Here is a 25783-nt window from a genome sequence, read left to right on the forward strand (position 1 = left end):
ATGAAAACGACCGATAAAAATATTTACCAGTACCTGTTAGCCACCGATGGTGTGAACCAGCTGGATCGTAGTGCGCTCTCCCTGGATCCCTCACTGGTGAAAATTGATGGGCGGTCCAAGCACGATATCCTTCGTTTTTTACATGCACTCAGCCGGCAGATCAGGTTCTTTGATCTGAATAATCAGCCGATGGGTGACTGGCAGCCATTCCTGGACGTACTTACTGCAAGCGGTAATGTGCCGGATGAAACAACGTTGACCAGGTTGCTGTTGTCACGGAAAGACTGGTCGCCGCACATCACGCTGTTAATCGCTTTCCTGCAGGTATATGCACACGCGCAGAACGATCTCAACCAATTGCCGGCCAGCCGCCTCAATTTTTATTACGAAGATGTACTGCGCCTCCAACGCCGTTCTGCTATTGCAGACCAGGTACACGTGCTCGTTGAACTGGCGAAAAGTGCAGCACCTACTTTACTGACAAAAGGAACGTTGCTGAAGGGTGGTAAAACGGCTAACGGCATGCCCCTGGATTACGCATTGGACAGTGATCATGTATTTAATCACGCCGCGATATCGGGGTTAATGAGCAGTTTTGCAGATGTGAATCCCGGAGGGCAACGCATTATTTTTAAAACCGGTGATGCTACGCTGATGCGTGAGAATGGTGCCAGCTGGAGACCTTTCGGAACACCTCAATTGCAAAAAACCGGTACACTGCCTCCGATGGAACATGCTGATATCGGCTTTGCACTGGCGTCTCCAAACTTTTTCCTGGCAGAGGGTATTCGTGTGATCAATATCACCATGCGATTGAAATCACGGGAAGAACTACCGGATGATATCGCACTCACGAATCTGATGGACGTTAAAATGACGGGCCTTGAAGGATGGATCATTCCTGATGTAGTGCAGAAAATAACGCTTACGCCCGTTGCGCCAACGCTTCCTGATCCGAAAGAATTTGAAGCAATCCTCGATATTTCCGTCCTGTATAATGAGTCATCGCCCGCTATTACAGCTTATGATGAAGTCATCCACCAGGCAAGGCTTGCCACCGGATGGCCGGCTTGCAGCATACGATTGAAACCGGACGTATTCCTGCTGGAAACACTTGGGCAGTATTCCGTAACAGAAGTAACGGTAGGGGTGGACGTAAAAGGCGTAAAAGACCTCATATTGCAGAATGACCTGTCCGTACAAGCAGCTGGTACCCCCGTACTTCCATTTACTTCCTTCCCGCGTGTAGACGGCAACTTTTATATCGGCAGTGCAGAAGCATTCAGGAAATCCATTACTTCCTTTGCCGTATCATTAAAATGGCAGGATCCTCCGGCATCGTTCGTGGATCACTATGCGGGGTATGAAAATCCGAATGTCAATAATGAAAAATTCAAAACGGACGTACATCTGCTTGCCGGCAGGAAATGGACGAAGCTGAATAACCTTTCTGAATTACTGTTTGATCATGCCGATCCTTCAGCCACGCATCAACTTATTATTCCGGCCCCTGTCATCACGCAACATGTTCCCGGTACACCTTACAAAAGGCAACCAAGGCTTGCGCCGCCAACGGCATTTGATCAGTTTTCCCAGCAGGGATTCATAAAACTGGTATTGACCAAACCAACTAAAACGGAGCTTGGCAATCTGCCTGCTGATGTGCCATTTGAAGCATTCGGCCATAAAACTTTTCCAACGGTCTATAGCCGGCATGCTATTGACAAAGCCCTTGGCGTTGCGGATGTGGTCCTGCCACAACAACCTTATACCCCAACACTCACAGAAGTAGCGCTGGATTATACGGCGGCTGATACATTCAGTCCGGATAATCCCAACCATACTGATCAGTTATTTCAACTGGATGTTTTTGGCGCTGTAGAAGTCACCAGGGGAAGCGGCCTCAGTCTGATACCGAAGCATGATCCCGAGGCGGCACTGTATATCGGACTGGAAAATGCCGTGGCGCCACAATTGCTGTCTTTGCTCTTTCAACTGGAAGAAGGAAGCACACCCGGCGCCGAGCTGTTGCGCTCCGAAGAAATTTCATGGAGTTACCTGGCAGGCGGGCAATGGATAACCATTTCAAGAGCCGATGTGCTGGAAGACAAAACAGACGGGTTCCAGGTATCAGGCCTTGTACGACTTGTGATCGGAGATGATGCTACGCTCCATCATACACTGATGCCGGATAACCGGCTTTGGGTGAGGGCAAGTGTACTCTCTAAAGCCAATGGCGCCGGTAGTGTGCAAGCGTTGCATACGCAGGCTGCAAGAGCGTCTCTGCAGATCCCCGCTGGCTTAGAAAAAGAATACGATGATCATCTTGCAACACTGTTGCCTGCAGAAACCATTTCATCGCTCACCAAAAAATTGGTGGGCGTAAAAAAAGTACAACAACCTTATCCATCTTTCGGAGGCAGGGCTTCCGAATCTGACCAGGCATACCACCGCCGCGTACACGAACGGCTTCGCCACCGCAGCAGGGCAGTGTCTGCATGGGATCATGAGCGCCTGATACTGGAAGCCTTTCCGGAGATCTTCAAAGTGAAATGCCTGCCGCATACCAATGAAGAGAACCTGCTTTCTCCCGGTGATGTGAAAGCCGTGATTGTGCCGGACTGGCGGAAACGCGCTACGGGTAATCCGCTTAAACCCAAAGCAAACGGCGCTTTCCTGAGATCGGTAGAAACGTTTGTAGAAACAACGCATGCAACACCATTCGCCAATGTACATGTCACCAACCCTGAATATGAAACGCTGCTGGTAGATAGTAAAGTTAAGTTCAAAGAAGGATTTGATCCAGGATATCATTCCATCTTACTGGAAGATGAACTGAAGCGTTTTCTCAGCCCCTGGGCTTACGAGGAAGGACAGGATATTGTCTTTGACGGTAAGATCCCTGCATCCGAGATCCTTGCTTTCATTGAAGGGCGGGATTATGTGGAGCATGTAACAGACTTTGAATTATATCACCGCCATAAAGGAATTGCCGGCGGCGGGATTGGTGAAATGCAGATAGGGATTGACTTTGTGGTGGGTGTTACGCCTGACGCCACAATCGGAGGAGAAGGGATCGGCAAAATGATCGGGGAGGATTTTGTGATCGGCGTGCCGGTGGATATCGCAACGGCTACACGGCCAGATGCCATCCTGGTATCAAATGAACGGCACCGCATCGGCGTGTTGTCAGACAACGGATCGGTTTGCGAAGGCACACAATCCATTGGCATCGGGCAAATGGTGATCGGACTTGATTTTATCATTATTACATAAGTGTATTCTATTGTTCATAACTCTAAATTAAAGTATCATGTCAGCACAAAGCAGAGTTTATCTCAAGGAAGGGTTCGATGATGGTGAACGTCCCACGGGTAAAGACTTCGCCGATATCTTCGATTCATTTATCAATATTGAAGATGATAAGGTAAGCCTGGACGTAAATAAGAACCTGACTGTTCCGGCAGGCTTAACGCTTTTTAATTCACCTGCCGGGCCGAACGGAACGATCCGTTTTAACGGCACCAAGGTGCAGGTTTCTGTTGGAGGCGTATGGAGTGATATTGCCGGGGAGAGTGGCGCATTCCAGATAATAGGCGTAGGACCGAATGTTGGATTCACTGGTGGGAATGTAGGGATCACTAACATGGCGCCAACACATAAACTGGATGTACAACTGGGTACGAATTCAGGTGCCGGCGAGCGTGTCCGCTTCGGAAAACTGGTGGTGCATACCGGACCGGTGGCTCCCAATGATGGTGCATTCATTAGCCATGAAAGCCAGACCGGCGATACAAGTTTTGCCCTGAAGCAGGATGCTGCTGCAAATACCATTCTTAATTGCGGCCAGTTCTCAGCGTTGAGCCTGAACCAGGGAGGAACAGCTACTCCGCGCCTGCAGTTATCAACTTCCGGCAATTTCCAGATATCACCCGCAACGAGCGTGAACATTAATGGAAACACCATCATCGGCACCGCGGGTACCCCAAGAGCTTTTTCTGTGAACGGTACTGCAGCAAAAACAGGCGGAGGCCCGTTTGACGTACTTGCATCAGACAGGCGCGTAAAAAAAGATATTCAGCCACTTACAATTGGCTTGAAGGAGCTTTGCAAACTGGAGCCGGTGTATTATAAGTTCAATGGTGTGGTAGGTACGCCCGATGACGAAAAGCAGTATGTAGGCCTGATCGCCAACGATGTTCAAAAGGTGATCCCTTCTATCGTAAAGAAGAGCATACTGGAAGATGAAGCACATAAGGATCTGCTTACCTATGATTCCGGTCCGCTGACTTTCATGCTGATCAACGCTGTTCGTGAGTTGACAGAAAGGGTTGAAAAACTGGAAGCCCAGCTTGCTGCAAAGAAAAATACCAAGAATTAATCTGATCCAGGTAATATGGAAACAGCACCCCAAATATCAACATTACCCCCTCCGCTTAAAAGCCAGGATTTCAGTTTTCTGCGCTCGGAAGGCCTGACCATCATTCAGGCACTGGCATCCGGGTCCTGGACGGATCATAACCTGCATGATCCCGGCATCACATTGCTGGAGGCCATGTGTTACGCTGTGACCGAAGCCGGTCTTCGTACAGGAATGGATATGAAGGACCTCCTGGCGAGTAGCGGAACGGTCCGTTCTCCCGAATTTTTTACGGCATCCAGGGTACTGCCAACCGCCCCGGTAACGGCTGTGGATGTACGAAAAGTGCTTATTAACCATCCACAGGTACGGAATGCCTGGGCGTTTCCCCAGAAATCATTGCCGCTTGGCCGATACAGCGTGTTGCTGGAATTTGAGCAAGAAGCACTTAACAGCAACAACCTTACGGTAGTAGTAACGGTGCCGGGAATCCCGCCGCGTGATTATACGATAGACATTGCTTTCCCGCATTGGGATGATGAAGATGTTTTACCGATGTTACAAGGAGCTGTTCTGCAATCCGTCGTGTTTGAACCCGGCAATGAATGGAAACAGATGGAAGGCGATACATCGTTCTTCGCAAGAGCTACCGTCAATTATCAGTTTCCGCCGGACGTGACGGTATTGCAAATGAACCTGTGGATCGTAGCGCAGATCACCACTGAAATGGAGGACGTTGCATTGGAAGCACCGGGCGTACTGGCGCAATTGACCACACTGATCAGCGATCTGGGACCAAACAGACCATTGCCAAAATTATACGCGCACGTGCTGGAAGCGCACGCCGCGATGCGGCACATACGGAGGTATATCCTGCCTTATCGCAGTCTCGGTGAAAGCATTGCAACATTCAATGCAGTGCGGCAGCAGGAAGTAGGCATCACTGCCACTATTGAAGTGGGCAGTGATGTAAATATCGAAGAACTGCTGGCGGAAATGTTCTTCCGCGTCAGCAACCTGATTGCCACAGGTATTCATTTCAGTACCCTGGATGCGCAACTGCAGCTGGCCGGCAGTGCGGACCTTGTGTTTGACGGTCCGCTGACGGATGCAGGATTCCTGGCCAACGAAGATATCGGTGCGCAACAGATCACCTCTATTCTTTATACCTCGGATATTTTAAGGATCATTTATCAACTGCGGAACGCCAATGCCGCAGATGATGTGGATCGCCGTGAGGATGTAAGTGCCCGGAAGATCATCGGCGTAAGAGGGCTTTCACTGGCCAATTACATGGACAATCGTCCCATTACCACCAAGGCGCGGGATTGCCTGCAACTCGTAAAGAGCCAGAAGCATATCCCTGTGCTGAGTGTAACAAAATCCCAGATTATTATATTCCGGAATGGCGTTAAAGTGGCCTATAATATTGTTCGTGTTCTGGAGATCTTCAATAATAAAAAGGAAGCGGACATACAGGCCAGTGCTTCCACTGCCATGGATATTGCCGTGCCGCAGGGAGAAGTATACCCCATTGCTGAATATTATCCCATACAAAACGATTTGCCTTTGGCATACGGAGTTGGAGAAGCAGGCCTGCCTGATCATGCCACCATCGCCCGTCGTGCACAATCCAAACAGTTGAAAGGCTATCTCTTTTTATTTGAACAATTACTGGCCGGATACCAGGCACAGCTTTCACAGTTCAATACATTTTTCAGCGCCGATCCGGAAGTAAACCAAACGATCTTTCAACAACCTTTATATCATCTTCCGGATATTGCGCCGCTGTATAAGGCATTCGGGCCGCAGTATGCCACCTGGCAGGATTTTGTGGATGACCAGGAGAATGAGTATACAAAAATGCTGGAAGAGACAACGGAAACGCGTGAGCAATTCCTGCAGCGGCGGAATGCTTTGTTAGATCATTTGCTGGCTGCACTTGGTGAAGATATGCGCGATCGCACCAACCTGCTGTTACGGCTGGCCATGCAGGTACCGGGAGCGGAAAGCATGAATTTAATCCAGCTGCTCGCCGCGCAGCAACAACGGCGGATGAATACCTTACAGGAACTGATCTATGACAAATCTGCTTTTTATTATGCGCTTCCCGAACTGAACCAGAACAAGCCGCAGGCTTACGGTCATCCCATGTGGCATACCACGCATTTTATGAACATCACTCCGGTAAATAACGGATTTGCCTGGGAGATTTCAAATCTGCGCGGAGTGCCGGTGCTCAAGGAATTTGAGCTGGCCGGTTCCAGGAAGGAAGCATTGCAGACAGCAGAGCTGGCATTGAAGTTTGCGACCAACGCATCACATTATACCTTCCGGCTTGACGGCCCTGATCATATCCTGGAAATATTGAGTACGGACGGTGTGACGAGGCTGGCTGAAAGCGTGGATAGTTATCCTTCATTACCAGAGGCAGAAGACGGAATGGACGAGATCGCGGATATGATACGTTTTGTCTGGTCTGCCTATACACTCATTCCGCTTGAATACAGACTATATCACATGCTGGGCATCGATCTGAAAGAGCGGCGCCCGCTCATACATACTTTCAGCGATTACGCAGAGATTTATGACGAGCCTGTTCCAAACGCAGAGAACAGGAAACGTTTCCGGCTTCGCGATGCACCGGGCCCGGCGGGTATACTGCTGGAAAGCGCAGGAAATTATCCCGGCGTTACCAATCCTGAAGCCATCGCTGCGGCCAGGGCTGCCGCACAGCTGATGATAGACCAGGGTACGGAACTGGTGAATTATGTGATGGAAGATGCCGGTGGCGGTACTTTCCGCATAGCCCTGAAACTCGCAGATAATACAATACTGGCCCGATCCCCCGATGTTTTTCTGACTGTTGCTGCAGCAAAAAGCCGCATCCGCAGGATCAGGGAACATATTTTCAGGATGCTGAGCGCACAGGGATTTTTCCTGGTAGAACATCACCTCCTTTTTTCAGATACGGCAAACGAAAATGATTTGTTGCAGATCTCCGGACAAACAGATCCGCATTCATTTCAGATCACATTCGTATTCCCTTCTGGTTACGAACGTGACTTTGCAGTTGTTGATAGCCCGCCAATCCTTTCCAGCCCTGCATTGTACCGTGATGGCGAATTCAGGAAATATGCAGAGGAACAGGTCCGCAAACATTGTCCTGCTCACATCCTGCCCCGTGTTTTGTGGGTAGACCGCGCAGTTGCAGGCACCGATTTTAGCCTGGACCCTCCGTGCATCGAGGAATTTGAACTGGTATACTTCAACTGGCTCCGGACTTACCTGACGGATGAAGTAGATCCTGCGGAACTGGACCTTGCACGGGAAGCCCTGGTTCAGGTGATGAACAATTTATACAGCGAATATTTTACAACCTGATATCACGATATGCAACACCTTGTTCAAAAACAGGTATTCAACATTTCTGCCCCGTCACTTTTGCTGGCGCAGCAATGGGAATCCCGTGCCGCCAATATGTTGCGTCATGTGATCACACCTTGTATTGAACAATGTTTTAACCGGTTTGTGAAGGAAGATGAGGTGATTCTGCTGAACCGGCTGGAAGTAGACCTTGGTATGCTTTCAGCGGATATTTCTGATCAGCAGATCCGCGAGAAGGTGGAAGCAGTTGTAGCGGCTGCGCTGCAAAAAATTGTGCCGGCTGCTCATATCAGGCAGGCCGCTGATCTCACGAAGCCTTTCGGGGCCGGGGAGCAGGAAAAGGAAAAATTTCAGAACCGGCGCTTTAGCCGGCGCGAAGCAATGCAGGAATGTTTTATTCATTTCCTGGTGTACGGAAGACTGCCATGGTGGGCAGAGCCGGATAAGATGAATAAACCGGAGTGGGATGATGAATGGATCGCACAGCTTGGTGCCCCACAATACGAACATATTATTGCCACGCTGCGGAGATGGAAGCATTCGCAGGAGCGCCTTGTGCAACAATTCAGCATAACATTTATTGAAAAACTGCTGGAGCGGCATAATCCCAAACTTATTCAGGAAACAAGTACAGGCTGGAGTTGGATAGAAAAGATATCCGGTGCCAGTTCTCAGGCATTACGTAAAGCTTATTGGACGTACGTGGTCAGCCGGTGTATCAGTGATGATGTTACAGGTACACAACTTGTTGCCGCACTAAAATATTGGCTGGAAGATCATTCCGGGTTGAAAAAAGAATTAGTAAAAGAAATACGGACCAGGCAACCTGCTCAGCCAGGCACAGGCATACCTGTCGATGCTGTGATGTTAAAGGCATTATTGACGGAGGCGATGGAGCTGGGGCCGGACAAACAGGGAAGTTCTTCCGGCGATGATCATACCGGCCTTCCCAACGGAAAGCAGGATGCAAACAAAAAAAACAATGTTGCGCAAACAAGCGATGCAACACATGAACAGACCGGAAGAGAAAATCGTGGGACAGGAACAGCACCTTCTAATATAAAAAGTGTTGCCGGAACAAAAAATGTTTCGGGCAATGATGGCAATGATATGCCTGGATCCGGGACTGAAGGAGAGGCACTCTACGCCGATGCGGCGGGGCTTGTGTTATTACATCCTTTTCTACCGGAATTATTCCGTATCAGCGATCTCTGGCAAGCTGAAGGATGGGTTTCCGTACAAGCGCAGCACACAGCTGTGTTGCTCGTTACCTGGCTGGGGTATGGGCATACAGATATACCGGAATACAATCTGATCATCCCTAAGCTTCTTTGTGGAATGCCCTGGGAAGAAACACTGGATATTTCCATTCCATTGGAAGATCATCACAGGCAATCAGGAACGGAGTTGCTGGAGGCTGTGATCGATCACTGGAGCGTACTGGGTAAAACGTCTGCCGATGGGCTTCGCGAAGGATTTATCATGCGCAGGGGCAAAGTGGAAGAAAAGAAAGACGGCTGGTTGATCACTGTTGAAAAGAAGGCACAGGATGTTTTGATGGGAAAGCTCCCCTGGGGTATTTCTATGATCCGGTTGCCCTGGATGAAGGATACCGGTGTTTATGTGGACTGGGCTTAATTAGTATTTATTTATGAATCTAAATAACGAAGAACATGCAAACTGTATTTTCATCTGTATTCCGGGCAATAAGACCCGTTTGGGTCTTTTTCCTGGCCATTGCACTATGTGGCAGCTTCTCATCGCAGGCACAGGATATTATATATGCTGACGGAAACCCGAATCCACCTTTCAATTTCCCTCCAGGGACAGCAGTAGGAGGGGGAGCCGCATTGAATGTAACAATTTCCCCGGTTAAAGCCGGTGCAGTTCCGCCGATAACGATGACCATTACCTCCCTGAGCTTTGAAGATGGCTTGGGCGAAACCGTTATATGCGGCCCTTGCGCAGGCGCACAGGTGATAGACGGGATAACATTCCAGTCTACGGGAGAAACAGTAACCATTACTGGTGCTCCCTTGGCGGCAGGCGTGGGGAAAATCATACGGTTTACTATTCTTGCCAGTGTTGCCGGCGAGCCCTGCCAGCGTTCCTATACGTTAAACGTGGAACGCAGGCCGATTGATCTGGGACTGGTGCTGGACCGCTCAGGCAGTATGAGCTGGAAGTATGATGGCAGTACAACGCCAGACAAAACGCTTAGCCGTTGGGCGGGGCTGGTAAGAGGGCTTAATGTGCTGAGTGCGCAGGTAGCTGCTTTGGATATTCCCGGGGACAAGATCGTTGTGAGGATGTTTGCTTCTCCCGGCGTGATTGCTTCTCCTGCTCCTTTTGATGCCGGTCTCGTTGCGATGGATCCCAATGCCAACCAATTGCAGGCAACCTACAATCCCATCAACCCCGCTGGCAATACTGCTTTGGGAGATGGTATAATTGCCGTTCGGGATCAATTGTTACCAGGCACAGTTGGGAATAATAAAGCAATGATCGTGTTTTCAGATGGTGTTCAGAATACAGGAGACGAAGTGAAAGCCGTTGCACCAAATGCATTTACACAAACCATTGGCGGGCAAAAGCTCCGTGGTAATGCAAATGAAATAAAACTCTATACGATCTGCCTGGGTACTACCGGCCATAACCCGCAATTAATGCAGGATATCGGTGGCGCGAATGGAGGTTTGTCCCTCAACCCCAACCTGGTAACCACCTTTGAATCGGAGGCCCAGTTTGCTGCGATGTTCACCCTTCATCTTGCCAATATCCTGAAAGGGAATAGTCCGCAATTTGTAGATATCCGCAATGGTAAATTCCCGGTTTCTTCCGGTGGCGAATTCCCTCCTCCTCCGATGGTGACAGATTCTTTCTCTGTTAATAAGGGAATTAATATAGCCACTGTGACATTATTTGCTCCGGCCCGATACAAGCCGATGGTGACATCCATTAAGGTGGGCAGTACAGAACTGATACAGTATGCCACCAAAACGAGCGGCGATGGATTTACAACTTTTGCATTCCGTACGCCATTTAACAGCGAGAATACCACTAAACTCAATGGCGAGTGGAAAGTAGAATCCCGCCTAAGTGCAAACCCCGGGATCGTTGTGCCCTATGTGCTGATGGTGATGGTAGATGATCATAATCTGAAGGCAAATTATTCTTTAGTTGACAGTTCCTTTAAAGTGAACCAGGCAGTTAAACCCAAAGTAACATTGGAGCGCCGTGGCCAATCTGTTGCGAACGCTAAGGTACTGGCCATTTTCCTGAAACCGGGAGATGACCTGAATGATCTGATTGCCCGCGCAAATGTAGACTTCCAGGTACCAGCCGATGATCCGGGATCTCCTGACGTAGCCAAACTGGCGAAACTGATGGAAGACACGGCATTCCTCAATAAGATCAAAGCAAAAGACCAACTGGTAGATCTTTTATATGATGCTGGCAGCAAGTCCTATACCGGTAGTTTTAACGGAACAGATGTAACCGGTGTTTACCAGGTGATCTATCGCGTAACGGCAACGGATTCACTGATGGGTGAAATACAGCGTTATCACACTGAAAATTTCTACGTTCGTTTCCCGGATATCGATGTGCCGAATTCACAACTGACCGTTACCCGTAATGACAGTTTCACGGTGATTACTTTCCGCCCGCAGGCAAGCAATGGCAGATTGATCGGTGCAGGTTGGGGAGGAGCGATCAGCCTTGACGCTGGCAGTGCAACCATTGAGAAAGTAGTAGATAAGGGAGATGGCAGCTACGATATCATTGTAAAAGGTGATCTCTCCGGTAATATCAAACTCAGTGTTGCCGGTGAAAAAGTAATTGACGGCAAGATTGGCAGTATTGATTGTTACATGCCAAACCAGGGCTTCTTCAAACGTATACAGTGCTGGTTGGAAAGCATCGGCCTGCCTGCATGGACGATCTGGATAATACTCCTGTTGTTATTACTGCTGCTTATCTTATTGTTCAGGAAAAAGAAAAAATAAGCCGTGTATATGCATGCGCCGGAAATACATAGCGCAACAACAACTCACAGAAGCTACCCGCAAACCACGGGTAGCTTCTTCCCACCTGCACATATCCAGCCCAAGCTCGCCGTAAATGAGCCGGGAGATGTACATGAGCAGGAAGCGGATGCTATGGCTGACCGGGTGATGCGGATGCCGGCCCCTGTGATGGGATTGCCCGCATCTTACAAACCTGCGATACAACGGAAATGCGAGGAATGTGAAAAGGAAGAAAAATTACAAAGAAAGACAGACCTGAGTGCAAGCGATTTTGCCACCAGCAGCGCCATTACTCCTCATGCCAAAACGAATACGCATGATGCATTTATCCCGGCGCATCAACTTGCACAGTCAATACAAATGAGCGCCGCACCTGGGAATATGATCCAGCGGGCAGTGCATAACGGAACAGATTGGGCAGGAAGGTACGAGTTCAATGATACCGCGTGTACGCTGAACTATAGCCAGGATTGGTATTTTCAATTCCCTGATTCAATGGATGCCACAAGGCGGACAGCTTATATGTCTGCTGCGGAGTCCCAGGTGGAAGGCGTCTGGTCGCACAAGCACAGGCTGATCCCAACTGCAGGCAGTTGTCCCTGCAGTCCTGACGGCGTAGATGTGGCAGTGGATCTCCGAACGCACAATGAAGCGCAGCGGGGGAGGCATGGCTACAGTGCAAATGTGACCACTGCTCCAACAACCGGGCTTACTACTTTACCATTGCGGGATATGACTTTATCTGATACGCATGATACACCGGTTAATATGGGCGATGGCATTACGCAGCAGAGAATTGCCCATGAATTCGGGCATGCTTTGAATATGCGGGATGAATATACCGGATGGGCGAGCTTTTGGGGAGTACCTGGTCATAATGACCGGACCTCCATCATGCATTCCGGTGATGATGTGCGGCCCAGGCATTATCAGCCGTTTGCGGATATTATCAGTAATACGGTAGAAGGATGTACATACCGGCCTGCCGGATTAACATCCTCTTCTCTTGTGAATCCTGTGGCGCGTTTTGGTATCACCACCGGTATTACCCTGGATGCAAATCCCCAGTTCGTGGTGGACCTTCGGTTAGACCGCAGGCTGGGCAATACGGACCTGTTGGGACTTTTTACACCACGTTTAGGTTTTGAAACGCTGATGAATACAGGAAGCGGCAATTTTATGTTCGGACCAACCATCGGGTTTGATCTGAATCGTTTCCAGCACCCGATCTACCTGGATGTACATACCGGCCTGTTGTACGATCCCGCAGATCCTACCCGCCCTGAATCACTCAATATTCCGTTGTCCCTCACGGCAGGGTTCCGCGGAAGTGGTTTCAGCGGAGGTGTTAATTACACAGGCCTTGTAGATGTGCTGGGCAACAGTGGTTACTCACACATATTGGGCGTGAACTTTATGTTCGATCTACCGGGCGGAGGCCCTGAAAGCAGAACACCGCCGCCGGTTCCGTAATAAATATACAAACTAAAATAAAGGGCGTATGCCTGAAACATTATCACATAGGATCATAACAAATCATCCTCCTGCAACCGTAAGGACGGAGGCTCCGTTATTCTTTCAACCCAAGCTTACCGTTAATGAACCGGGCGATATGCATGAGCAGGAAGCGGACGCGATGGCAGACCGTGTGATGCGCATGGCATCGGATCCTTCCATGGAATTACCGGGTTCTTTCAAACCTTCATTTACGCCGGTGCAGCGCAAATGTGCGCATTGCGAAGAAGAAGAAAAACTGCAACGGTTTCCCGCTATTCAGCGTAAATGCGAACATTGCGGTGAAGAAATGCCGGCTGTACAACGGACAGCTTTGGTACAACGGAAATGCGCGCATTGCGAAGAAGAGGAAAAGAGCGTACAACGGAATGAATCTTCAACTGCCGCTGTAAGCCCGTCTTCTCAAACAGAAAGTTATATCGGTTCGTTAAATGGGAAGGGAAGCAGCATGTCGCAAAGCGAGCGGGATTTTTATGAACCCAAATTCGGATATGATTTTTCAACGGTCAGGTTACATACGGATACTGCAGCTGCTAACTCGGCAAAAAGCCTGAATGCGCATGCCTATACGCATGGTAACAATATTGTTTTTGGCGCAAATCAATATCAGTCTGATTCTACAGTCAGCAGAAAATTAATGGCGCATGAACTCACGCATGTGGTGCAGCAGAACACAGGTCTTGCCAGGAAGAAGATCCAACGGCAGGATGCTCCGCTAACACCGACTGCATTAAGTTCCTGCAGGATCCATTTCAGGCAGGGTACAACGGAATTTACCGATGCGCGGGAGTTTGCAGCCTGTATGGCTTCCATCCGCAGTTACCTTGCCGCCAATCCTGATGGGAATGTGGTATTACACGGTTATGCCAGTGAAGAAGGTACGCCTGATTTCAATCTGGACCTCTCCCGCAGAAGGAGCCAGATCGTATTACGGCTACTGCGTTCCGGCAGGGTGGATACAACGCGCATCAGAACAGAGGGGCATGGAGAGGATACTACTTATCCAACCCGTGAAGAAAACAGGCGCGTAGAGATCGTGATGTCCCGCGAGGTCACGATGGACCCGGAATCTGTGACCGTGCCGAGGCCTGCACCGCCACCGGCATTTCTTTGTGGCCCTAACGTGACCACCCAGGTATCAGATGCATTGTCTATGATCCGTACCAGGTTTGGCGGTTGGACGAATGATCAGAAAGTGGAAGCATGCGATGCTTTGGATAGTTTATCAACGGGAGGCATGGCCTGGGACATTGTAGAATTGCACAATAATGCATGGATATTAGGTTACCGGCCCGCTTGCGCGAGCGCAGGGGCCACTCCGCTTTGCGGTTCAACTGTGCAGATCAATTCCGGTTGCCACTATGCAGGGTCCGCGAATTATGTGGTTTTTGGTGCGATGTGCAAATTATGTGCGGACCACTTTTTAGCACATGGGCCTATCAATACAGGTTATGCAAGGTTTACGAGAAGGGCTATGATGGATCTGATCAATCTTTATAAGGGCACCGGTTTCACCGGATTGGCAACACCCGCCGGTAACTTCAGGGAATCGCAGGCATGGGCTGGGGCTGGTTATGCCGGTTGGCCGGCGGCAGGTACACCAGCGCCTGACAGGTCAAATTGTTCAGCTACCTGTCCTACGCCGTACAGTGGAAGCGCATTTCGCGTGAACTGGTATCCGCGGCAGATGTACACCGGCAGCAGTCCGATAATTCCGCCGGAAGATGCGGCTACGCCTTAAAATATGACCCGGAACAAATACACATAGAAATGAACATCTAAATAAACGATAACATGCAAACTGCGCTTTCAATTTTATGCCGGGCTGCAAAGCAGCGTTGGATCTTTTTGATCATCGCATGCTGCTGTAGTGTAAGCTTGCAGGCGCAGGATATTATATATGCTAACGGCAATCCTAATCCGCCGTTTACTTTCCCGGCCGTGATAGTTGGCGGACCTGCCCTGAATGTTACGATTTCTCCTGTGAAGGCTGCAGCGAAACCACCGGTCACGATGACCATTACAAATCTGAGTGTTGATGATGGCGTGGGCGAAACCAATATATGCAGTCCTTGTGCAGGCGCGCAGTCAGTACATGGAATAACATTCCAGGCAATAGGTGATAAGGTAACGATGACAGGTGTTCCCTTGCCGGTTGCGATTGGGAAGATCATCCGGTTCACCATTGTTGCCAGCGTTAATGGCGAGATATGTCAACGATCTTATACATTAAATTTTGAGCGTGCGCCGCGTCCGCCGCGTAAACCGATAGACCTTGGTATAGCACTGGACCGGTCCGGCAACATGCGTTTAAAGTATGATGGTAGTTCTACGACAGACCATACGCTTAGTCGCTTTGCGGGGCAGATAAGAGGACTTCACGTTCTGAGTGCCCAGTTGGACGCGGTCCGTATTCCCGGAGATAAGATCGCGGTGCAGTTGTGTACCTCTGATGCCGAATTAACATTTTCTCCTCCCCCCTTTAACGGTGGCCTTATAGATATGGAGGGAAATGTTACCCTGCTGCAAACAATATACAATACGCACGAACCTCGTGCCCGTAATGCTTTGGCGGATGGTATCCTTAGGCTTGCTTTTAAAATGATTCCCGGTACTACCGGCAACAACAAGGCGATGATCGTGTTTTCTGACGGGCTTCAGCGCCGGGGTTTCATGACAGACACTGTTCAGACCGTGGGTCCGGATGCTTTCATCCGCACAGGAAACGGGCACAAGCTCCGGGGGGATAACAATGAGATAAAGATCTATACCATCTCCCTGGGGACCAACAATCCTGGTGCTGTATTGATGCAGGGCATTGGCAATGCAAATGGAGGGGCTTTTGTGAACCAGCATCTTCAGACAACTTTTGAAACGGAAGCGCATTTCGCAATCATGTTTACACGTCATCTTGCAAACATTTTAAGTGGAGACAGCCTGGAATTTGTGAATGTCCGCAATGGCAAATTTCCGATTGCCCAATACGGAAGCCTCCCGTCCTCTCCAATAATCACAGATTCTTTTTCTGTCAGGAAAGGAATTAACACGGTGACTGTTACGCTATTTACGCCAAATCAATATGAGCCTGAAGTGACATCGGTTAAAGCAGGAGGTAAGGAATTGATTCAATATGCAGTTAAAACGAAAGGCGATGGATTTGTAACACTTGCATTCCATACCTCCTTTAAGGATGAATTGATCACGAGATTCAATGGAGATTGGAAGGTGCAGACGCGATTAAGTACAAGCCCGGGAATTGAGGTGCCTTATAAGTTAATGATACTTGTAGATGGCAATACACCATAAATAAACAAGATGTACAGAGATAAAAAAGATAAGGTACAACTTTCTACCCCGGCTCATCAAAGGCCGGGTGAAACCTTTTTTCATCCGGCGGTTCAAAGAATGCCTGATACCGCGAATCATATAGGCCCGCAGACTGAAAGTTATGTGGGGGCATTACCGGGTAAGGGACAGAAGTTAAGTGCCGGCGAACGTGCTTTTTTTGAGCCGAGGTTCGGGCAGGATTTTTCAAATGTGCAATTACATACAGATACTACTGCCAATGCTTCTGCGAAAGATCTCGGCGCGCGTGCGTACACACACGGGAATGATATTGTGTTTGCGTCCCGGCAATATCAGCCGGATACCGAATCCGGCAACAGGTTGCTTGCGCATGAACTGACGCATGTTGTGCAACAGCGAAGCGTGCAGCGAAAGGCGATTCAGCGATGCCCTGATCCTGCCACAGACGCTAAGTTTGATGCAACTGCAACTGCCATGAAGGCAACAGCGGAATATGGAAAGCTTTCTCCTGCAGATAAAGCGGTTGCGGATAAATTAGTAACAGATACAAAACCGAAACCTAATTGTATTTATTATATCGATAAGCTGAAATTGATGATGGATACACCGCTGGGAACACCAGCCGCTGCTACGGCCGTTTATACAGGAGCCACTGCTACAGCTGTGACGGCAGAGGCAAAACGGGTAGCTGATCCTGGTGAGAAACTGCGTTTAGGGCTGGAAGAGGCTGCAGTAAAGAGCGCAGGCCGGGTATACACAACTAAAGCGGGAAAGTATGGTGGCGGAAAATTCGAGATAGATGGCCGCGATCCGAATAATATTTATGTGAAGATCAAAATACTGCTTGAGAAGAGAGGTACCGGAACAGATCCTTATGTGGACTCCATCAAAGGGATGGAAGATGCCATTGAAAAGGCCGCCTCTGCTATGGGATATATTGTGGACATAGATTTTGTTACGCCGGCACAGGCGGCGGCTGATCCCAATACGTTTAAAATAGGGGTGGATCCATCTCAGCCGGAAGTAGCTACGAACTGGGCGGGTGGCGGCCCTACCGGGTATGCACATGAACTGCATCACATTCTGCAATTTGAACTGGACCGGTATAATTACATTGATGCTCACTCGGATAATTCCATCATGGCCATTCCTACCCGCTTGTATTGGTTCGGTAAAGAACTGACCAAAACACCCGGGTACAATAATCCGCAATCCATTATGGCAAGTGGAAGCAGCCCGCTTGATGATGATATCTGCAATGTAGCAGGCCTGAATGTGGCAACCTGTGTTAAATCAAGAGAAGACACGGCAAAGGCCTTCAAGGAAATAAACAAATTTGTTACCTACGATGAAAAGATACTGAATTGTATCTCGAAGCTGCAGGTAAAAGACCCGGATACGATGATGAACATATTGCGGGAACTCTTCAGAAGAATGGTCGGGCTACCGGAAACGAAAAAGAAGATCGTCAAGAGGCTGGATGATGCAAAAGATCCGCTGGCGATTGTATTCAAAAAATTAAAGGCCGACCAGCAAACGGAATTGCGCGGAATATTGCCGCCATGATGATAGAAAGGACGCTAAAACAAAAATATGTCTGAAACGCTTATACAAAACAAAAAGGATACTTCCGGTGCCGGGCGGCATGCGGGAAACGGTATCTTTTTTAACCCGGCTATTCAAACTAAGTTAACGGTAAATGAGCCGGGGGATCGTTATGAGCAGGAAGCAGACGCGATGGCAGATAAGGTGATGCGCATGCCGGCAGCTGCGGGAGGAAATGAAAGCTCATTTTTCAGGCCTGCAACAATGCTGCAAAGGAAATGTGTGCATTGTGAAGAGGAAGAAGCACAGCGAAAAGAAGTGGGACCCCTCATTCAGCGGCAGGAAGATGAGGATATGGAAGGACCTGTACAGCGTAAATGTGCGGCCTGTGAAAATGAAGAAACAGTGCAACGAAAGGAAAGCGGCGTTGCAACACAAGCAGAAAGTTATACCGGTTCATTGAACGGAAAGGGAAGCAGCATGCCGCAAAGTGAACGGGATTTTTTTGAGCCCAGGTTTGGATATGATTTTTCAAAAGTGCAGTTACATACGGATAGCGCGGCCAATGAATCGGCCCGCAGTCTTAATGCACATGCTTATACACTCGGGAACAATATAGTATTCCGCTCTCATCAGTATCAGCCTGGGACAGATAGTGGGAGAAGACTAATGGCGCATGAATTAACGCACGTCATACAACAACAGTCCGCCGTAATGCGGAAGATCCAGCGCAGTTGCCTGACAGGTGCTGTTTGTACACCTCCGATCTGTGGCTCGCCGGGTACGTTTGGTACATCGGAAGAAGCGATAGAAGCACCCGCGCGAACGGCCAGAAGGGCTGCTATTTTAGCGGATCCTGTAGGGCAGGCAGCAACCGGACATTCGCGCAGGGCGGCAAATATAGAAGCGGTGCTGGCAGCTAATGGTGTTGCCGTTACCCCTACGTCGCATGGCGTATTTGTGGACCTGGATGTTTCACCCAACACCGGAGCATTTACCATGCGCTGTTCCAGCTTCGACACCTGGGTGCCGCCATTCGCCGGCCCGGCTACAGCCCGTTGTATTTTTGTTCCGAATCGTCTCGAACAGGAAGCGGATACTTTCCAGAATAACCCGGCTCAGGCAACGATCGGTGGTATGACAAGAAACAATTGGTTGATGCAACTCAAGATAGCCATGACACATGAGCTGCAGCATATCATATACGATGCCGTAGCACGGCCTGCTCTGCCTGGTGTTACCTGTCTGCGTACCACCGTCATAGATGGCCATACGGTAAGATTTTTCCTGAGCGAGATGAGCGCTGAGATGAGTGAATTTCCGCCACTCTTTGAGAATGTAAGGCGCAGATCGCCGGATTATAGTACGATGATGACAAACCTCCGGAATGAATACAATGAAACCATCACCAATTGCAGTGAAAGCATTGAAGGGATCCTGAAGTCATTGCGTTGCCATTGTGATTGCGCGGACGTGACGGCGTACCTGGAAGAAACGATCGCGTTTACACAAAGCGGGTGGACGACCACGCAAAAGAACGTTTTCCGGGAGTTGATGATCAACAGATTCCCGGCGTTGAACTGGACAAGACGCCGTTTTTGAAAAAAATAACAGACCATGAATCAGGCAACCGATACAACATTCGCAACAGATAACCAGGCTAACGGCCTGATGGATAATTACCTCATCAGCGGACTGGACTATCTGCAACATTATGTACGAGGCAGATTGAAGATGCATTTCACCGGTGCCGAACCTACGCCGATTACGCTGGGCCTGCCCAATGAGCTGGATGGATCGGCATTTGCACGATTCGTGCGGCATGCGCGGCCATCTACAGCTGAAACAATATTGCTGCTGAGCGCACTGGCTCCGCACATCGTTTCCGGGTTCTTTGATGGTATCATCCATGAGTTCCTGACGCAGGGCGGAGAATTTCCCGAGTTCGGCGGTGTAAAAGGCCAGAACCACCGGGGTACATTGCCAACGGGAGAAACCGTCATGTTCCTGCTGGCAGGATCTGATGCTAAAGCAAGGCTGGCATTATTACCGCTCTTCAGTGAGGATAGTTTTTTATTCCGGGAGAAAATACTTTCTCTTGAAGCCATGCGTAATGGTGAACCTGCTCTGAGCGGGCGCCTGCTGTTGGATGCAGAGTTTGCCGAAGTGTTCACGACAGGAAAAGTAGGATTGCCGCAACTGTCCATGAACTTCCCGGCAGAACATATCTCCACACAAATGGAATGGGATGACCTGGTATTGCCGGAAGGTGTGTGGCAACAGATCCGCGAACTGGAAAGCTGGGTTAAACATCATGATACTTTAATGCGCGGATGGGGGATGGGCAGAAAGCTGAAACCCGGTTACCGCGTGTTGTTCTATGGTCCTCCAGGTACCGGTAAAACACTCACTTCCACATTGCTCGGCAAATATACCGGAAGGGAAGTATTCAGGATCGATCTGTCCATGGTTATTTCCAAATACATTGGAGAAACGGAAAAGAACCTGGCCACGCTTTTCGATAAAGCGGAACATAAAAACTGGATCCTCTTTTTTGACGAAGCAGATGCCATTTTCGGGAAACGGACAGGGGTGAGGGACGCGCATGATAAATATGCCAACCAGGAAGTTTCTTATCTGTTGCAGCGGATAGAAATGCATTCCGGGCTGACCATTCTGGCATCTAATTTCAAAAGTAATATGGATGATGCATTTATCCGGCGCTTCAACTCCATCGTTTATTTCCCACCACCACGGCAGGAAGAAAGGTTGCTGTTGCTACAGAAAGCTTTCCCGCCGGAGATCTCCATGGAAGAAAATGTGGACCTTCGGGGCATCGCTGCCAGTTACGAACTGACCGGTTCACATATCATGAATGTGGTACAGTACGTTTGCCTGGCTGCCCTTGAAAAAGGGGTGTACACGGTATCTAATAATGACATTATCCGCGGTGTGAAGAGAGAGCTGGAAAAAGAAGGAAAATAAGTATTCACTCATTACCATAATCTTTTAAAGATGATCACTCCAGTTATAAAAACCAAGATCATGCAGATCGTGAACGTATTCGAAACCGGTACGCCGGAAGGGGAGTACGACCTGATTGCAATATTTCCTGACGGCAGGAATAACAGCCGCCAGATCACATATGGGAGAAGCCAGACCACGGAGCAGGGGAATCTGCGCAATTTGCTGGAACGGTATGTATCCCTGAATGGTGTTTTTGCTGCGGACTTCCAGGTGTTTCTGCCGAAAGTGGGTAGTGTTCCATTGGTAGATAACAAAGCATTTAAAGAACTGCTGAAAAAAAGCGCGCGGGAAGATCCTATTATGCACCAGGCTCAGGATGAAACATTCGAGATCCTCTATTTTCAACCAGCCCTGCATTTTTTTAATGGGGAACAGTTTGCGCTGCCATTAAGTTTACTCGTGATCTATGACAGTTATATCCATTCCGGAAGTATTCCCGGTTTTCTGCGCACCCGTTTTTCTGAACGCACCCCTTTGCGTGGCGGAGATGAAAAGGGCTGGATCGCTGCGTATACAAATGCCAGGAAACATTGGCTGGCAACACATTCCAAAAAAGTACTGCGGCCTACTGTTTACCGCGCTAATTGTTTTCTGAATGAAATGAAACGCGGGAACTGGATGCTGGATCAACCGGTGACCACACAAGGAAAAACTATCGTTTAAACCAGGTACTTGCAGACAAACGCACAAACAGGAACAACCGGGCATACCACACATGTGCAACACCCGACTGCACCGGCCTTCACGCAGGAAGCCGGGTCAGGTTCTTTTTTCGACAGTGAAGGCAGATCATCCTTCTTCGGTGGATTGCCTGTGCAGGCGAAATTGAGTATCAGTCCACCCGATGACCCGCAGGAAAGAGAAGCGGATATGGTCGCAGATACAGTAATGCGGATGCCGGAAGCGGGATCATCAGGAATACCTTTTTCCGCAGCCCCTGCTGTGGCTGTTCAGCGGAAATGTGCGCATTGCGATGCCGAGGAAAAATTACAGCGGGAAGAAGAAAGCAGCGAAGAGGAGCTGCCGTTACAGCGGAAATGTGCGCACTGTGAAGAAGAGGAAAAACTCCAGCCGAAAACCAATGGTTTGTTGCAACGTAAATGCAGTCAGTGCGAGGAGGAGGGGAAATTGCAACGTTCGCCATACAGCGGTGCTTCCCTTGATTCGCCGGTGGTACAACGCAAATGCGATGATTGTTTTATTCCAGCCCCTTCCAAAGAAGAGTTGGATGATGATAAGGAACCGGCAGATGAACAGGCGAAAGACAGTGATAGTGGTGAATCAGTGGGAGAAGAAGAAACCGTAAGCCCTAAAGCAGAAGCCGGTGGACCATCGCCAGCCACCAGCACTTTTGAATCAGATCTGCACGCCACAAAAGGAAGCGGGCAGCCCATGGCCCCAGACGTGAGGGAAAATATGGAAAGCCGGTTCGGGCAGGATTTCAGTGACGTGCGTATTCACAATAACAGCCGGGCCGCTTCCATGAGCAGTTCTATTAATGCCCAGGCCTTTACGCACGGGCCAGACATCTACTTCAATCAGAATAAATATGATGGGGGTTCGCCTGTGGGGCAAAGACTTCTGGCCCATGAACTGACGCATGTGGTACAACAGACAGGCAGTTCCCCTGTTCAGCCAAAGATCCAGCGGGCGGAAGAAACAAAGATCGGTAACTGGGCGCACAGCTGGATCCAGGAAGGGCTTCGGGGCAATGATAAAGACCTGATCACAGAAGCCGGCGTGCCTGGTGCTACGCGCTTCGGGATGAAGATCAATAATGCAGGGTATGCCGACTTTTATAAAGCAGACGGACATGTTGTTTCCGCTGTACAGGCTGAAATACGCGGTGCCGGGGGAGATGTGAAAGACGTGCAGTATTCCTACAAACGGTTCATGCAGAGTGGTAAGAAGGCCGCAGAGATGAAACAGAATGCCGGTAAGATCGCACGTGGGCCTAAGCTTGACAAAAACAATAAGTGGGATTGGAGCCCGAACTTCCCGGCTAATTTCTGGGTGGGTGAATTGAAACCACTTTTCTTTGCTGACTTCCCATTATCAAAAGAATTAGTCGGCACCGGTGTTAACCAGAAAAGTTATTATAAAGAGGGCTTCCCGAAATTTGTGGAGCAGGTGCATAAAGATATCGGTTCACCCGCACCGCCTACTATTTCCGGGCATTACCTGGACCTGGAGCCCTTGATCCCGGACGCCATCAACTACAAAAAATTTGATACCGAACATCTGAAAACTGGGAAGGGCGCCATTCTGAAAAAGAATACCGGACAACGGTGCTGGGTGTACAATGTAGGAGATGGATTAATGGTGTACTTCCTGATCAAGGATATTGACCCAAAAAAAGATGTCTCCGTTGCAATTGCTGACCAGCGTAAGGCAATAGACCCGGTATTAAAAGCATTGCACGAGAAGAAGCCCAAAATGTCAGGGCTGGATGCCAAGCGCATCAGTAATGCAGCGCCGGCAGTTCCGTTGATCCAGAGTAAGGCGGGGAACAGGGTGCAGAAAAAAGATAATGAATGGGATGTAAAGGCCAAAGATTGGGAAAAGAAACGGAAGGACTGGGTGAATAGCACGGCCAAGCCCAAGAAGTTCCTGAAAGAAAAAGCGAAGGGGCTGCTCAAAAAAGCCAAGGTAGATAAAGAACTGAAGCTGACGCCACCGAAACCAATGGCAGATCAGATCAAAGATGTGCAGAGCATCAAGCTATGGAGCAGTTATAAAGGCCGGATCTACGGTGCTTTGCGCTTCCGTTTCGGCAAAACGCTGGACAAGCTCGAAGCAATGTTCAACAAGATCAAGGAAAGGTTTAAGAAACACCGGGATAAGATGAGTAGCGGTGTTAAGTCAAAAGGGCTGTTTGATGGCTGGAAGAAAGAGGCCGTTAACCTCATTGTGAAGCTGGGCATAGATATCTTCAAAAAGATGATCGGTATTGCATTCCAGGGGTTTGTGAACTGCATCAACTCGATCATTGACAGTGCAGTAGGCAAGCTGGAAAAAGCATTGGATGAAAGTAAGGAAGAAGTACTGAAGGAAATTGAACCTGAATGTTGCCAGTTCATGTCGTTCCGCGATAAGCTGGATGAAGAAGTGAAGAAACATGAAAAACTGATTGAACAATTCTCTGATGCGGTGGATACGATCAACAGCTGGCGGGAAATACTGGATAAAGTGGAGATTGCCGTACGCGTGGGTGTGCAGGTCATTTCCTGCGGTACACCGCCGGCATTGGGTTGTTTGTGGGGGCTGGTAGCGCAAATAGGGATGTCTGCCGCACTCAAGTTATTGACCCGCACGGAATATTTTGAAAATAACATAGCAAAACCTGCAGCGCAGGCGCTGATGGATGCTATTGTGGGTGACAAGCTGCATAACCTGATGATAGACTTGTTAGCAACAACCCCACTGAAACCATATATGGTGGACATTGCCTGCAAACGTAAAGAGAAAGTGGTCGGCGGCAGTGGCGGAGGGATGGGCGCCATCGGCAAAGGTCTTGAAAATATCAATCCCAATGACCCTGCTATCGTGAAGATCAGGAAAGAATGGGAAGCTGAGTATAAAGACCAGATGATGGGTGATCTGCAACAGGTGTTTGAAGTGAGTAAAGGAAAAATGTCTGAGGAAGACATGCAGAAAATGGTGGAAGCGCTGAAGAAAGCCAACAAAACACCGGATGAATTGAGGAAGATGGTGGAAGCAGGGCGGAATGCAAAAACCGGCAAGATCAACCTGTTAAAGGCACTGGAAAATGTGGAAAGTGGCAAGGTGCCGGAAGAAAAACCGAAAGAGGATAAGCCGGCAGGAGAAAAACCGAAAGAAGACAAACCTAAGGGCTCAGGTGATCAAAAGGGCGCAGGTGAACAAAAGGATGGTGATAAAAAAGGCGGGGGAACAGAAGAACGTAAAATTGATTATGATAATGCAACCCGTAACAACGCATGGTATGAAAGCCTGCTTGGCTGGACGCCTTTCTTCTTTGTGAAGAAGCCCGGCCTGAAAGCCGACTCCAGAGAATTTGCGGATGCTGTTTATGATATGCAGAAAGCCGTTGGTGCGCATGCGGACGGGATTGCGGGTGCGGCTACCACCATGGCCTTCTATAATAAGAATGGCATTAAAAAGGATAACATATTTGAAAAGGCGGAAAAGACCCTGGAAAAAGAAGCGATCGACAAGGCAGAACAAAAAGTATGGGATGCCCCCTGGCCAAGCAGAGCACAATTAACAGCAGACCTTACTGGCTATGATTGGAGCAGTATAGATACGGACAGCGGCAAGTTCACGAAGATAGACGGGCGCGCCATGATACTTCTGAAGCTGGAAAGCAATGCTAGGGTAGGCGCTTATATCAAGTTCATCGAAACTGAAATAAAAGGAGAAAAAGTAAATAAATGGCTGGCCATCGGAGAATTCCATAACCTGGATGAGATTAAGGAAGGGGATGGCTGGCAAATTGTACTCTCGCCTAAAGACAAGAGCAAAACCGATATTGCTGCGGCAACAGCTATCTTTATTATGAATAAAACCGCGAAGGGCTCTTTCTTCCAATGGAAACAACAATTCTATGGTATACCGATCCGTTTTGAATAAAACA

At 49.0% G+C, this 25783-nt stretch carries 13 protein-coding genes; all 13 read left to right on the plus strand.

Translation table 11 applies throughout. The features are described 5' to 3' along the window. From AAHN97_RS00595 to AAHN97_RS00655, 13 genes are read left to right on the plus strand one after another with little or no spacing between them, the layout of a single operon-like run. Positions 1–3276, plus strand: a complete 3276-nt coding sequence (locus AAHN97_RS00595; RefSeq protein ID WP_343305646.1) for a baseplate J/gp47 family protein — start codon at positions 1–3, stop codon at positions 3274–3276. A 37-nt stretch (positions 3277–3313) separates the two neighbouring features. Next, on the plus strand, positions 3314–4381 hold the full coding sequence (locus tag AAHN97_RS00600; protein ID WP_343305647.1) for a tail fiber domain-containing protein: 1068 nt from the start codon (positions 3314–3316) through the stop codon (positions 4379–4381). A gap of 15 nt (positions 4382–4396) precedes the next feature. After that, on the plus strand, positions 4397–7744 hold the full coding sequence (locus tag AAHN97_RS00605; protein WP_343305648.1) for a hypothetical protein: 3348 nt from the start codon (positions 4397–4399) through the stop codon (positions 7742–7744). A gap of 9 nt (positions 7745–7753) precedes the next feature. Then, complete coding sequence (locus AAHN97_RS00610; RefSeq protein WP_343305649.1) at positions 7754–9385, plus strand: contractile injection system tape measure protein; 1632 nt, start codon at positions 7754–7756, stop codon at positions 9383–9385. A 35-nt stretch (positions 9386–9420) separates the two neighbouring features. Beyond that, positions 9421–11754: a vWA domain-containing protein gene (locus AAHN97_RS00615; protein WP_343305650.1), complete on the plus strand. Its 2334-nt coding sequence runs from the start codon at positions 9421–9423 to the stop codon at positions 11752–11754. Between the two features lie 9 nt (positions 11755–11763). Next, on the plus strand, positions 11764–13248 hold the full coding sequence (locus AAHN97_RS00620; protein WP_343305651.1) for a hypothetical protein: 1485 nt from the start codon (positions 11764–11766) through the stop codon (positions 13246–13248). A 28-nt stretch (positions 13249–13276) separates the two neighbouring features. After that, the gene (locus AAHN97_RS00625) at positions 13277–15031 is read left to right on the plus strand and encodes an eCIS core domain-containing protein (protein WP_343305652.1); all 1755 of its coding nucleotides are present in this window, start codon (positions 13277–13279) and stop codon (positions 15029–15031) included. Positions 15032–15084: 53 nt separating this feature from the next. Then, on the plus strand, positions 15085–16596 hold the full coding sequence (locus AAHN97_RS00630; RefSeq protein WP_343305653.1) for a vWA domain-containing protein: 1512 nt from the start codon (positions 15085–15087) through the stop codon (positions 16594–16596). A 9-nt stretch (positions 16597–16605) separates the two neighbouring features. Further along, on the plus strand, positions 16606–18162 hold the full coding sequence (locus AAHN97_RS00635) for a DUF4157 domain-containing protein (protein ID WP_343305654.1): 1557 nt from the start codon (positions 16606–16608) through the stop codon (positions 18160–18162). Between the two features lie 27 nt (positions 18163–18189). Further along, entirely contained in the window at positions 18190–19743 is a 1554-nt protein-coding gene (locus tag AAHN97_RS00640; RefSeq protein WP_343305655.1) for a DUF4157 domain-containing protein, read from the plus strand. A gap of 15 nt (positions 19744–19758) precedes the next feature. Beyond that, positions 19759–21126 (plus strand): ATP-binding protein, encoded by a 1368-nt coding sequence (locus tag AAHN97_RS00645; RefSeq protein ID WP_343305656.1) that lies wholly within the window; start codon positions 19759–19761, stop codon positions 21124–21126. Positions 21127–21156: 30 nt separating this feature from the next. Beyond that, entirely contained in the window at positions 21157–21831 is a 675-nt protein-coding gene (locus AAHN97_RS00650) for a chitosanase (protein ID WP_343305657.1), read from the plus strand. A 9-nt stretch (positions 21832–21840) separates the two neighbouring features. Beyond that, positions 21841–25779, plus strand: coding sequence for a DUF4157 domain-containing protein (locus AAHN97_RS00655; protein WP_343305658.1), 3939 nt, complete (start codon positions 21841–21843; stop codon positions 25777–25779). Positions 25780–25783 lie beyond the last annotated feature (4 nt).

The organism is Chitinophaga niabensis, from assembly GCF_039545795.1.
Lineage (GTDB): Bacteria > Bacteroidota > Bacteroidia > Chitinophagales > Chitinophagaceae > Chitinophaga > Chitinophaga niabensis_B.

Coding starts and splice junctions, on each gene's coding strand:
- AAHN97_RS00595 (WP_343305646.1), top strand. CDS start 1: ATGAAAACGACCGATAAAAATATTTACCAGTACCTGTTAGCCACCGAT.
- AAHN97_RS00600 (WP_343305647.1), top strand. CDS start 3,314: ATGTCAGCACAAAGCAGAGTTTATCTCAAGGAAGGGTTCGATGATGGT.
- AAHN97_RS00605 (WP_343305648.1), top strand. CDS start 4,397: ATGGAAACAGCACCCCAAATATCAACATTACCCCCTCCGCTTAAAAGC.
- AAHN97_RS00610 (WP_343305649.1), top strand. CDS start 7,754: ATGCAACACCTTGTTCAAAAACAGGTATTCAACATTTCTGCCCCGTCA.
- AAHN97_RS00615 (WP_343305650.1), top strand. CDS start 9,421: ATGCAAACTGTATTTTCATCTGTATTCCGGGCAATAAGACCCGTTTGG.
- AAHN97_RS00620 (WP_343305651.1), top strand. CDS start 11,764: ATGCATGCGCCGGAAATACATAGCGCAACAACAACTCACAGAAGCTAC.
- AAHN97_RS00625 (WP_343305652.1), top strand. CDS start 13,277: ATGCCTGAAACATTATCACATAGGATCATAACAAATCATCCTCCTGCA.
- AAHN97_RS00630 (WP_343305653.1), top strand. CDS start 15,085: ATGCAAACTGCGCTTTCAATTTTATGCCGGGCTGCAAAGCAGCGTTGG.
- AAHN97_RS00635 (WP_343305654.1), top strand. CDS start 16,606: ATGTACAGAGATAAAAAAGATAAGGTACAACTTTCTACCCCGGCTCAT.
- AAHN97_RS00640 (WP_343305655.1), top strand. CDS start 18,190: ATGTCTGAAACGCTTATACAAAACAAAAAGGATACTTCCGGTGCCGGG.
- AAHN97_RS00645 (WP_343305656.1), top strand. CDS start 19,759: ATGAATCAGGCAACCGATACAACATTCGCAACAGATAACCAGGCTAAC.
- AAHN97_RS00650 (WP_343305657.1), top strand. CDS start 21,157: ATGATCACTCCAGTTATAAAAACCAAGATCATGCAGATCGTGAACGTA.